At 37.9% G+C, this 13,303-nt stretch carries 10 protein-coding genes; all 10 read left to right on the plus strand.

Annotated elements, in window-relative coordinates:
• Positions 1–384: 384 nt before the first annotated feature.
• The 10 genes from AC0KSB_RS00720 (at position 385) to AC0KSB_RS00765 (ending at position 13,287) form a co-directional block, all read left to right on the plus strand.
• Positions 385–1,431, plus strand: coding sequence for a response regulator (locus AC0KSB_RS00720; RefSeq protein WP_472305749.1), 1,047 nt, complete (start codon positions 385–387; stop codon positions 1,429–1,431).
• A 228-nt stretch (positions 1,432–1,659) separates the two neighbouring features.
• The gene (locus tag AC0KSB_RS00725) at positions 1,660–4,023 is read left to right on the plus strand and encodes a methyl-accepting chemotaxis protein (RefSeq protein ID WP_472305750.1); all 2,364 of its coding nucleotides are present in this window, start codon (positions 1,660–1,662) and stop codon (positions 4,021–4,023) included.
• Between the two features lie 283 nt (positions 4,024–4,306).
• A complete protein-coding gene (locus AC0KSB_RS00730; protein WP_472305751.1) occupies positions 4,307–5,419 on the plus strand; it encodes a substrate-binding domain-containing protein in 1,113 nt (370 codons plus the stop codon).
• 106 nt (positions 5,420–5,525) lie between these two features.
• A complete protein-coding gene (locus tag AC0KSB_RS00735; RefSeq protein ID WP_472305752.1) occupies positions 5,526–7,010 on the plus strand; it encodes a sugar ABC transporter ATP-binding protein in 1,485 nt (494 codons plus the stop codon).
• Between the two features lies 1 nt (position 7,011).
• Positions 7,012–8,028: an ABC transporter permease gene (locus AC0KSB_RS00740; protein WP_472305753.1), complete on the plus strand. Its 1,017-nt coding sequence runs from the start codon at positions 7,012–7,014 to the stop codon at positions 8,026–8,028.
• On the plus strand, positions 8,028–9,101 hold the full coding sequence (locus AC0KSB_RS00745; RefSeq protein WP_472305754.1) for an ABC transporter permease: 1,074 nt from the start codon (positions 8,028–8,030) through the stop codon (positions 9,099–9,101). Before AC0KSB_RS00740 ends, AC0KSB_RS00745 begins: the two co-directional genes overlap by 1 nt.
• 60 nt (positions 9,102–9,161) lie before the next feature.
• The gene (locus AC0KSB_RS00750) at positions 9,162–10,013 is read left to right on the plus strand and encodes an L-ribulose-5-phosphate 3-epimerase (protein ID WP_472305755.1); all 852 of its coding nucleotides are present in this window, start codon (positions 9,162–9,164) and stop codon (positions 10,011–10,013) included.
• Between the two features lie 29 nt (positions 10,014–10,042).
• Positions 10,043–11,200, plus strand: a complete 1,158-nt coding sequence (locus AC0KSB_RS00755) for an iron-containing alcohol dehydrogenase (protein WP_472305756.1) — start codon at positions 10,043–10,045, stop codon at positions 11,198–11,200.
• An 11-nt stretch (positions 11,201–11,211) separates the two neighbouring features.
• Entirely contained in the window at positions 11,212–11,724 is a 513-nt protein-coding gene (locus AC0KSB_RS00760) for an ureidoglycolate lyase (protein WP_472305757.1), read from the plus strand.
• Positions 11,725–11,790: 66 nt separating this feature from the next.
• Positions 11,791–13,287, plus strand: coding sequence for an FGGY-family carbohydrate kinase (locus AC0KSB_RS00765; protein WP_472305758.1), 1,497 nt, complete (start codon positions 11,791–11,793; stop codon positions 13,285–13,287).
• Positions 13,288–13,303 lie beyond the last annotated feature (16 nt).

Genomic DNA, 13,303 nt, shown 5'->3' on the forward strand with positions numbered 1-13,303 from the left:
GTTTAGAGAAACAATATTGATAATAAAGTTAATTTATGACAATTTATTTATAAAAATTTGGTGGCTTAAATTTTATCTAAAACGGTTTCGAGATGCGGGTTTTGGTGTCATTTAATAAAAATAAAATTTGTTTTTTAAAAAAACAAGCATTAGTAATTCTTGCTAGGCGATTTTAATAAATTTATAATGCCTCAAATTGCTTAGTTTTCCTATAAGAAAAGGCAAAATACTAGTGAATCATACTTGAATAAATTTGTTGCAATATTTTTCATTGTACCAAAGGAGTATACCCCGTATAATTAATTGTGTGAATGCTTAGTATTCATATGAGAATCGAAACCTTCTGCAGCTCTGTTTCGATTAGAAGATTAATTGGGGTTGATAATGAGAATAATGATAGTTGAGGATGAACTGCTAAATCTTGAGAGTCTGATATATAAGGTATCAGACTTTTCTGTCTGTGAAACGAGAGTTTTTTCATTTGATAATCCCAAAGATGCAGCAGCAGCGGCAGATAAGCAGATTTTTGATTTAGCACTTATAGATATCAAGATGCCTGGAATGTCGGGTATAGAACTGGCGCGCATTTTGCGGGATAAGCAAAATGAATTACAAGTTGCTTTTACTACAGGGTATAACAATTACGCTACGGAGGCTTATGAAGTTGGTGCGGTAGATTATCTTCTTAAACCGGTGAAAAAGGATCGGTTGCACAGGCTTTTGAATAAAGTTTTTTGCGAGTTGCAACAAAAAAAAGAATTAAGAGGTATAGAATCAGCAAAAAATAAAGTTAAAGCAGAAAACCAGCAGCCGGTTATTAAACTTTTTGGAGGTTTAACCGTATTTGCAGGTGATGAAGTTTTGCGTTGGAAGCGCAGCAAATCTGCGGAGCTTTTTGCTTACCTTCTTGTGCATATGGGTAAACCGGTCAGTAAATATCAGATATGTGAATTTTTGTGGTCTGAGTTAACTGAGAGTAAAGCTTTGGTGAATCTGCAGACTGCAATTTATCAGTTGAGAAAAAATATTTCTGTTTTTGGACGCTCTCACATGAAAATAGAGTATGCAGATAATAATTATAGGATGATTACCAATTGCTGCAAGGTGGATTTAATTGAATTTGAAGCTGCTTTTGTAATGGCAAAAAAGGCTATGCTCAATTCTGGTCAGTATTCGCCGGAACAGATCGAACAGAGCTTTGTAAAGGCTGTTCAACTTTATAAAGAGCCTTTGCTAAGTAGTGAAGGTTGGTCATGGGTTCACTCTTATCAAGTTGAACAGGAGCATAAATATGTCGAGGCTCTCAGATATTTAATATCTGCTGCTTATATAAAAAATGATAAGATAACTATGAGAGGATATCTTAAGAAATTAGCTGCTGCTTATGGAGAAGTTGATCTTAGTTTTGAAGATTTTTCTGAATTTTATTAAGCAAATTCGAAAGTAAAACCTGTTTAATGTCTAAAATGCTTTTGTAAAATCAAAAACGATAATTGTTGTTTAAAAATTATAATAAAAGCAGTTTCAATAAGAAACAAATTATGCTTTTTGTCAGAGTTTTGTCAGAGTTCTTTTCTATAATCATCCTTGGATCTTTTTTTTGTTAATTTAATAATTTTTTTATTAAATTGTTGATGATTGTGGATGGGAGGCACTGGAATGAATTGGATAAGAAATCTTAGAATTGGCACAAAGTTGATTAGTGCATTTGTTATAGTTGCGCTGATCGCAGGTATTATTGGTGCGGTGGGATTATCAGGAATTAATCATGTGAAAGAGCTTGATTATAAAATGTATGAAACCATGACAGTTCCACTAGGTGAAATGGTATTGATTGCTGAGTCTTTCCAGATAGTACGTGCTTCTATAAAATCGATTGTGCTTGCGGAGTCTGCTGAAGAAATTGATCAACACAGTGCAACAATAGAGCAATATGCAGAAGAATACAGAACTAATCTGGATAGCTATTATACTACTTTGTTTTCCGATGCTGGTCGGGAAATGACTGCAGAGATGAAAGAGCAATTTGATGAATACATGGTTTTTGTGGAATTGATTACAAAACATGCTAGAGTGGGTGATACGGAAACGGCTGTTAATCTTCTTAGAAGCAGGGAGCAGACTTTAAGTTCAGGAATAGAAGAAAATTATAGAACTATGCTGGGTTTAAAGGTTGCTGCTGCAACAGATACAGTTAACAGTAATGCGGATATTGCTCAAAATACAGCAAGAATCGCTATGATACTTCTGGTCGGTGGAGTGCTCCTGGCACTTGTGCTTGGATTTGTAATTTCCAGATCTATTGCCAATCCTGTTAAAAAGGCACTTGTAATGATCAGAGAAATGAGCCAAGGCAAGCTTTCTTTGCGTATCAATAGTAAAAGCAGAGATGAAGTCGGCAAAATGGCTTTTGCAATGGATCAATTTGCCGATGATTTGCAAAATAAAATCGTCCACAATATGAAACTTATTTCTGAAGGAAAAGTAAGTATGGAGCTTACAGACCTTGGTCCTGAAGATGAAATCACACCCGCTCTTAGAGAAATGATCAGAGCGATAAGAAGTATGGTCAGTGACGCAGGAATGCTTGCAAATGCTGCCATTAAAGGCGAGTTGTCGATACGCGCTGATGCTTCCAAGCATGGCGGAGATTTTAAAACTATTATTGCCGGGGTTAATAAAACTCTTGATTCAGTTATCCAGCCGTTAAATGTTGCAGCAGAATATGTAGACCGCATATCTAAAGGAGATATACCAGAAAAAATAACTGCTGATTACAATGGTGATTTCAATACAATTAAAGACAATCTAAATATTTGTATTGATGCTGTTAATAGTTTGATAGAGGATACAGGTATTCTCTCAGAGGCTGCTTTGGCTGGAAGATTGTCAACCAGGGCAGATGAAACCAGACATCAAGGTGCTTTTGCTGAAATAGTTAAAGGTATAAATGGTACATTAGATGCTGCAATCAAGCCGGTTCAAGAAGCGTCTGTGGTTCTTAGCGAAATGTCACGTGGTAATCTGCAAATTCGTGTAAATGGGGAATATCTTGGTGACCATGCTTTGATAAAAACATCCGTTAATAATACAATAGATGAATTTTCTGCCTGCATAAAAGATCTTTCTTATGTTCTGACAGAAATGGCAAATGCTAATATGCAAATTGAAATTGAACGTGAGTTCCCTGGAGATTTCCAGGCGATAAAAGATGCTCTCAACCTCATACTTGATTCTTTTAACAATATGCTGTTTGACTTCAATAATGCGGCTGATCAGGTTGCTGCAGGGGCAGGGCAGGTCTCAGAAGGAAGTACCTCCTTATCACAAGGTACAACAGAACAGGCTAGTTCGATAGAGGAATTGGCTGCTTCGATTACTCAGATATCCAATCAAACAAGGGAGAATGCTTCTAATGCTGATCAGGCTAATAAACTTGCTTTTAAAGCAAAAGATAATGCTGAGAGTGGAAATAGTCAAATGCAGCAAATGCTTGGTTCGATGAGAGAAATCGCAACTTCATCGAATAATATTTCCAAGATCATAAAAGTTATTGATGATATTGCTTTCCAGACAAATATTCTGGCACTTAATGCTGCTGTCGAGGCTGCTCGTGCAGGACAGCAAGGCAAAGGGTTTGCCGTAGTAGCAGAAGAAGTAAGAAATCTTGCTATGCGCAGTGCGCAGGCCGCAAAAGAGACAACGGAGCTTATTGAAAGTTCAATTGGTTCGGTCGAACAAGGCTCGGCATTAGCAGATACTACAGCAAAAGCTCTTGAGCTAATAGTAGATGATATTACTGCAGCAGCCGATCTTGTTTCATCAATTTCGTCTGCCTCAAATGAACAGGCATCTGCTATAGTCCAAATTAACGAGGGTGTACAGCAGGTTTCGCGGGTTGTCCAATCTAATTCTGCAACTGCTGAGCAAAGTGCAGCTGCAAGTGAGGAATTATCCAGTCAGGCTGGACTGCTTAAAAATCAGGTTAGCAGGTTCAAACTTAAATCAGTAAATATTAATTAAAAACTGATTCGAAGATTAAAATTCAATACAAAAGTCATCTCTGGTTTGAAAGTGGTAAAAGCTTCAGAGATGACTTTTTTGTCGTTTTGATTAAGAAGTTCAATATATAGGCGGGATAGTTGCGATAAAGTGCACAACATATGTGTTGACAAACGTCAAAACATATGTTAGATTGATCACAACGCATTTTACAAATTCCAAGACAATTGTCAAAAATGTGAATTCCCATTTAATCACTTGTTAAAAAAACAAGCTTCAAAGCAAAAAACAAGGAGGAAAAACAATGAAGAAGACACTATCCATTTTGCTTGTGTTAGCGTTAATTGTCAGCCTCGGTATGATCGTTGGCTGCCAGGAATCGCAAACAGAAACAACAAAGGCTCCAGAGACAACTACTGCAGCGGCTACCGATGGTGAAAATACATCGGAAGAGACAACAGAAACAGTTGAAGAATCGCTTAAAATTGCTTTTTTCGTCTCCGATCTGAGTAATGTTTTCCATCAGGCTCAGTTTGCTGCTGCGAAAGAGTATGCAATGGAAAAATACGGTGCGGAAGTGTTTGCATTTGATGGTCAGTCTGATGGTAATATTATGACACAAAATGTTGATCAGATACTGGCACAGGGTATGGATATGGCGACTTTACATGTATGGGATGATGAGTCTGCTATTCCTGGTATTATGGCAGCTTTGGATGCTGGTGTAACAATGGCTTCTTTCTTTGGCCCCTTCCCTGGCACAGGTATACCTGTTGTTCGTAGTGATGAAGCTGGTATTTCCTATGCGATGGGTGTTGAAATGGCTACACAGTGGAAAGAAACTTTCCCTGATAAACCAATAGTTATGGTTCAGCTTGGCTGGCCTAACCATACAGAAGTTAAATCTGGGCGTACAGATCCTTTTGTTGAAGGTGTATTATCTGTAGATCCAGATGCAACGGATCTCGGCTGTTTAGATGCCAGTGGTGGTGCTGATGCTGCTAAACAAATTATTGCTGACTTGGTTGTTACAAATCCTGAGGTCAACCTGATTTATTCAGAAGCTTCAAATCTTACAGTTGGTACAATGGCAGCTTTGAGAGAAGCTGGTAGAGGTAAATTTGATAATGGCACACCTATTACAGAAATCGTCTGCAGTGTAGACTTTGATGAAGTGGAAATGACAGATGTTTATGATCCCAACAGTTCTCTTAAACTTTCAATGGGTCTTCCCCCTATCGAAACAGGCAGAGCAAGAATTGATAATCTTTTTGCAATTCGCAACGGAGAGCTTGATCAGGTAGGAGAAACAGAAGTTGAAACTTTTGCCAAGGCATATAATATATCATATTGGACAATGGATCGTGCTGATGCGGTAAAATGGTTAAATGAGCAGTTTGGTACAAATTTAGAGTAAAATAGTAGAAAACTTCCTATAACTTCTTATTAACTAGAGTTTTATGGCGGGAGAAGTTTAGACTTCTCCTGCTATAAAATAACAGAAAATTTCTGGTGGCAAATTTATGAGTGATAATGTTTTGGAAATAAGAAATTTGGTTAAAGACTATCCTGGTGTTCGGGCTGTTAATGATGTTAGTTTCAATATACAGCGTAATACTGTGCACTGCCTTGTTGGAGAGAATGGGGCAGGTAAGTCTACTTTGATAAAAATATTGACTGGTGCGGTTGCAAGGACAGATGGTGTAGTTTTGCTGAATGGCAAAAATTATTGTGCTAGCAGCCCTAAAGAGGCAAAAAATAAAGGCATCAGCACACTCTTTCAAGAGCTTAATGTTGTTGATCAGCTTACAGTTGAAGAAAATCTTACATTGGGAGCAGAAGACACTCGTTTTGGCTTTCTTAGAAAAACAGATAAGATAAAAAAAGTTATTGACGTACTATATAGCTTAGAACCATCTATTAATCCTAAAGAATCGGTTGCCGAGCTTAGTGTTGCTCAAAAGCAAATTGTTGAGATTGCTCGGGCAGTTGCCAGTGATGCCGATATCATTATTATGGATGAGCCTACAGCCGCGATATCTGAATCTGAGATTAACCGGCTTTTTCAAATAATCCGTTGCTTGCGTGAAAAGAATGTTACTGTTATATACATATCACATCGACTTGATGAAATTTTTGCTCTTGGAGATAATGTGACGGTTATGCGCGACGGACGCCATATAGATACTTTACCTGTTTCTTCAATTAAAGATCGTTCAGAGTTGATAAAGCTAATGATAGGAAAAACTGTATTTGAGTCCTATACACCTCCTGAAGAAGAAACTAAAGAGAATATATTAGAAGTAAAAAATCTAACAAATCATAAACTTAAAGATATTTCGTTTAGTGTGAAAAAAGGTGAAATTGTTGGTTTCTATGGTTTAGTTGGTGCTGGCAAAACGGAACTTGCCAGAGCGATTTATGGAGCTGATTCATGTGATGGTGAGATTATATTTAAGAATGAAAGATTAATTTGCTCACCTAGCAATGCCATTGAAGCAGGCATTGCATTAGTTCCTGAAGAAAGGCGCTCTCAGGGATTGTTTACAATATTGACAATCAGAAATAATGTTCCGGTAATGAATATGAAAAAAATATCCAAAAGTGGAATTATTAATTCTGCAAAAGAACGTAAAGTTGCGCAGGAATATGTTGGACAGCTCAATATTGGCACCAGTGGAACGGAGAAAGAAGTTTCCAAACTTTCTGGTGGGAATCAGCAAAAGGTAGTATTTTCAAAATGTTTATTTGCAGATGCGGATCTGTTGATGCTGGATGAACCTACGCGAGGTGTCGATGTTGGAGCTAAAAGTGAAATATATAGTATTATTCGGCAATTATCCAAGCAAGGCAAATCAATAATGATTTTTTCATCAGAACTGCCGGAAATTATGAATATGTGTGACAGCATATATCTTCTGTTCGATGGCTATATGAGAGCCAACTTGAAAAACAGCAGTGATATTGATAATGAAACGATTCTTCATATTGTAACAGGAGGAGAATAAAGTGGCGAATCAATCCTCTCAAAATGTCATCAAAGATAAGATTAGCAATGAAAGCTTTATAAATCTATTTATGTTTATAGTTTTAGTGGTTTTATTTAGTGTAGCATCGGTATTTGTGCCGAATTTCTTTTCTCTGCGTATCATTATTAATCTGATAACCAACTATTGGTTCATAATCTTAATTGGAATAGGTGTCACTTTTTTGCTGACCACAGGTAATTTTGATATGTCTGTTGGCGGTAATATTGCTATGACAGGAGTGCTGTCGGTCTATTTTTGCCAGTATTCAGACGGGGCGATGCCTTTATCGACCGGACTGGGACTGCCTTATGGTGTAGCTGTTGTTTTGGCACTTATCTGTTCTCTTGCAATTGGAGCTATTAATGCATTTTTTATTGCCAAACTAAAAGTGGCATCAATAATTATCACCCTTGGAACGATGTCCTTGGCTCGAGGTATAGCACAAATCGTTACTTTGGGCGCACAAAGAAATACAAGTTTGCCCCCTGTTTATGGTGTGATTGGTAATGCTTCAATACCTGGAACATCAATAAAAATTTCAGTATTGATCATGGTGGCATTTGTAATAATTGCTATATTTGTTGAGAAAAAGACTGTTTTTGGACGTAGAACCTATCTGATAGGAGCTAATGCTGAAGCGGCAAAGCTTTCTGGTATAAAAGTTGCTAAACATGTAACTGCTTTGTACCTGACCAGTGCTTTTTTATCTGGTGTTACGGGAATTCTTCTTGCATCAGAATACAAAGCAGGTATGTCTAATCGTGCAACAGGGAATGAGTTTGATGCACTTGTTATAACTTTGCTGGGTGGAACCAGTATTAATGGTGGCTTTGGTTCTGTAATCGGTACTGTTGTAGGTGCACTTATTCTTGCTGTGGTTACTTCCGTTGCCACAGGTCTGCTTTTCCCGCCTGATATGCAGTTCATTATCAAAGGTGTAGTAACCTTTCTGGCTATTTTGGCGCAACGATTTGCACTTGACAGGAGAAAAGGCTGATGTCGTCAGTAAACTTTAGCGATGCCAGAAATGCACAAGGAGTAAAGAAAATGGCTGAACCAATGAAAAAACAAAGTTCGTCTAAAAACTGGAGAAATATAGCAAAAGACTTTTATATTTATGTTTTACTGTTTTTGATCGTAGTGGTGTTTTCTTTAATGAAACTAGATCAGGTGCAGATGTTTGGACGAGGACATTTTCTAAGTCCTGACAGTATTATTAATCTGCTTCGAATGTCTATACCCATAATAACTCTTAGTGGCGGCTTCACATTATTAATGATTTCAGGACATATTGATCTTTCTGTTGGCAGTGCAATGAGTTTAAGTGCTGTGGTTTATTCCTGGCTTGCCATCAGAGGTGTTCCTTTTATTCTTGCTTTTGCTGCTACCTTTATACTTGGTTTGATTTTGGGATATATTAATGGTTTTCTTGTAGTTAAGCTTAGAATCACGCCGGTAATTGCAACTTTGGTCAATTTAAATCTCTACAAGGGAATAGCGCTTATGATTGTTCCCAGAGGAGTTTCAGCTATAAAAAGCGGTGATGATTTGCGCATGCCTGCATGGATAAACGATTATGGACGTCAAAATGTATTCCTGGGACTGCCTGCTGCCTTTTATGTTGCTCTTTTGGTTATCGCGATTTTGATGATTTTGCAGCATAAAACAGTTATTGGTAAATATTCTGCAGCTATTGGAGGAAACAGAACGGCGGCTGAATTGTCCGGAATAAATGCCAAAAAAATGATTTGGATATTATATATGATTGTGGGAGTTCTGGCTTCTATGGCAGGTGTTGCAAGGGCAAGTTATATGTCTCTGGGTGATCCGTTATCTGGAGATGGCATGGAAACAGACTGCATTATTGCGGTGCTTCTTGGTGGTACGGCTTTTACCGGCGGTGAAGGTTCTGTTATAAAAACAATTGTAGGTGCCCTGATCATAATGTGTATGACCACCGGCTTGATGACTGTAATACAGCCTTATTATCAGACTTTTGCTAAAAGTGTAGTTTTGATTTTGGCGGTAACCTTGAATCATCTGCTGGTTAGACGTAAGGAAAATGCATAATCTTAAAAAATAAACAAATTAATATGAGGCATGCATATATAGTCAAGATGAGGTGTCTTTGTGAAAGATATTAACTTAATTGGGCTCTATGAAAAAGCTTTGCCTAAATATTTTACATGGGAAGAAAAGCTTTCGATTGCAAAATATGCTGGTTATGATTTTGTTGAAATGAGCGTTGACGAAACTCCAGAAAAGCTAAATAGAGTTTTTGATTTGGAAAAACAAATCAAGGAAATATCCCAGGCGATTAAAAAAACAGGGGTGCCTGTTGTTTCAATGTGTTTGAGTGGTAACCGTCGTTATCCGATTGGCAGCAAGTCTCTGGAAATAAGAAAAAAAGGTATTGAAATAATCAAGGGAGCGATCATGCTTTCTGTTGGTATAGGAATACGTACAGTGCAGCTGGCGGGATACGATGAGTTTTACAATGAATCTGATCAGATAACAAAAAAGATTTTTGAAGAATCTCTGCAGGAATGTATTGAAATTGCTGCGAGAAATAGTGTTATGTTGGCCATTGAAACTATGGATACAGAGTTTATGGGTTCAATTACCAATATTATGACGCATATCAATCGGATAAATTCACCTTGGTTGAATGTTTATCCTGATATAGGAAATCTTTCTTCCAGAAAAGTAAATATTCGAGAAGATTTTCTGGCAGGGAAAGATCATATTGTAGCAATACATGTTAAAGATACTCGTGAAAACGAGTTTCGCCGGGTTGCTTTCGGTGAAGGAATAGTAGATTTTGATTCTTTTTTTATATTACTGATGGAAATGCAGTATAAAGGCCCATTGGTTGTAGAAATGTGGTCAGATGATGATTTAAGTTATATTGCTGAAGTAAAAAAAGCCAGAGAATTTTTGCTTGCGAGAATTCTTGAAGCCAGAAAAATTGCCGTGCTTTAAAAGTCAATTGAAAGAGAGGAGAGAATTATATGTTAAATTTTGAAAACTTTGTTCCCGTAAAAGTGGTTTTTGGTAGAGGGAAGTTAGATGCTATTGGTGCTCATACAAAAAATTATGGTAAAAAAGCTCTGATTGTCACAACGGGATCGTTTTTCAAACAATCTGGTCTGGTTGATAGAATTCAAAGCATTCTTGCTGCCGAAGGAGTCCAGAGTGCAGCTTATGACAATATTTCACCTAATCCACATGTGGAAGAGGCTCAGGCCGGTGCTGATTTTGCCAGAGAAAATGATTGTGATGTTGTAATCGGTCTTGGTGGAGGAAGTGCCATTGATGCGGCAAAGTGTATTGCTGTAGCAGTTTCTCAAGGGAATGATATCTGGCCGTATTGGATGGGTGAAAAAGATATTTATGCTGCATTGCCAACCATAGCTGTTACTACTACTTCTGGAACAGGCAGTCATATATCTTCTTATTCGGTAATAACAAATCCTGAGACAAATGAAAAACCTGGTGCGGGTTCAGAGCTGCTTTATGCTAAAGTTGCTATTGTAGATCCGGAACTTATGATTTCTTTGCCACGTGAATTGACTGCTGCTACAGGTTTCGATGTTTTGGCACATGCAATAGAAGCTTATACAAGCAAAGATGCAACACCCTTTTCAGAGCTGTATTGCGAAAAATCGATTAAACTGGTAGGACAATATCTTAAACGTGCAATGGCAGATGGTGGAGATTTAGAAGCAAGAGAAATGATGGCGTTAGCAGATACTTTGTCGGGTTATTCCATTGCGATTGCTGTTATAACTATGTGTCATGCTATAGGACATGCAGTAGGTGGTGTCTGTAATACTGTTCACGGATTAACTTTGGCAGCAATGACACCAAGTACAATGCGCCACAGTATGAAATTCAGTCCGCAAAAATATAAAAACATTGGTGCATGGCTATCTGGGCATGAAGTGACACCGCAGGAATGGACTGCAGAACAAAGTGTTGAAGCTGTCAGTCAGTTTATCAGTGATATAGGAATGAATATTCCGTTATCGCAGCAAGGCGTAAAACGTACAGATTTTGACAAAATTATTGAGGGAACCATAAGTTATATGGGTGGAGGTTGTGATCTTGATCCTGCTGCTCCTATTAGTGCAGACGATGTACGTAAAGTTCTTGAAGAATCATTCTGAAAGGGTATATTATGAAAAGCGTAGGATACCGAACCTTGACTAAAGAAGCTTTTGCGAAATATGGAGACTATGCAGGTATTATGAAACCTGCCGGCATTAAATTTGGTGAACCTCCGGTTGAGTTTTATCGTGATATGGTTCAGCAATATCTTGGTAATGCTAATAGTGTTTCATATTCTGCTTGTGTTGTCTGTGCAAAGGAAGAGTGGATAATAGATAGTGCTGAATATCACAATCATACATGTGAAGCGATAATATGCCTGGATGGCGATTATTTGATGCATGTTGCACCTGCTTGTCAAGAAGATTGTGAGCCATGGGATGAAATGGAAGTGTTTCTGATTCCAAAGGGTACGATGGTAGTTACACGGCCAGGCGTATGGCATCAGGCTGGTTTTCCTTATGGTTGTGAAAAAGTACATATTTTATGTGCTTTGCCAGAACGTGCATATGCCAACGATTGTATTTTTAAAACTATTCCTAAAGAAAAGCAAATCAGAGTGCTTGATCAGAAAATTGATTAAAACCGGAGCAATTGATTTGCAATTATAATTGCAAAAACAACTAAAACTGCAGCGAGAGGAAAGATTATGTCATTTTTGCTGGGAATTGACAATGGCGGCACAATGGTAAAAGCAGGTCTTTATGATTTGTCGGGAAATGTTGTAGCACTGTCAAGTTCTGAGATGCCTTCTATACTGGGTTTGAATGGTGAAGTTGAGCGGGATTTGAACCAACTCTGGGCGATTAATTGTCAGGTTATAAAAGACATCATTTCAAAGTCCGGAGTTAAGTCTTCTGAGATTATAGGTATATCTGTTGCAGGTCATGGTAATGGTATATATCTTGTTGATAAAGACGGCAAGGCTTTGGGAAAAGGCATATACTCAACTGATATGCGTGCCAAAAATTATGTGGCACGATTTGAGAAAAATGGTGTTTGCGACCGTATTGCTGCTAAAACTATGCAAACTCTCTATCCAGGACAGATGGCGCCTTTGCTTGCGTGGTTGAATGATAATGAGCCTGAAAATTTGAAAAAAGTGGCTTGGGCACTTGGCTGTATTGATTATTTGCGATATTGCCTTACTGGAGAAGTTAGTGCAGAAATAACGAATATGTCTGCTTCAAGCCTGCTAAATCAGGAAACCCAAAATTATGACGATTATATTCTTGCAGAAATGGGAATATCTGATTGCCGCAGTATTCTTCCTGTACTCAAACAGTCTTGTCAGATTACGGGGCATGTTAATTCAAAAGCTGCTTTAGAAACTGGTTTATCTGAAGGAACACCGGTTGCAGGAGGCATGATTGATATTACTGCTTGTGCCATTGCAACCGGTATTACAGATGAAAGCAGGTTGTGCCTTGTAGCAGGAACATGGAGCATTAATGAATTTATTTCACGTAGGCCTTTATTTGCAAAAGGTCTTTTGCTGACTTCTGTTTATTGTATTGAAGATTACTATATGATTACAGATGGCAGTATGACTTCAGCAAATAATTTGGAGTGGTTTTTGAAAGCTTTTTTTGAAAAGGGGAAAGAAAAAGAACTTTATTATGAAGCTGCGGAGAATCTGTTGAGATCGACCGAGCCTGAAGATAGCGAAATAGTTTTTTTGCCTTTTCTTTATGGCACTAATGCCGATGCTGACGCAAAAAGCTGTTTTATAGGAATTGACGGACGCCATTCCAAAGCTCATATGATACGTGCTGTGTATGAAGGTGTTGTATTTTCTCATAGAATGCACATAGAAAAACTGCTTGAACTACGTTCCGAAATGCCTTTAGCGATCAGGATGGCTGGAGGGGTAACAAAATCTGAAATATGGTCACAAATGTTTGCTGATATTATCCAGCTGCCTATAGAGATATCAAGTAGTACGGAGCTAGGTACAAAGGGTGCAGCTATGTGTGCAGGAGTTTCAGTAGATGTTTTTGCCGATTTGGAAGACGCTGCAGAAGTGTTTTCCAAAGTTATAAAAACCTATGAACCAAATCTTAAAAAAAGGAAAATATATGATCAAAAATATAAGCGTTATAAACAAGTAATCAAAACGCTTTCACCGCTGTGGAGCCAATGGTAGCAAGTGTTGTAACAAT

Source organism: Ercella succinigenes, assembly GCF_900002895.1.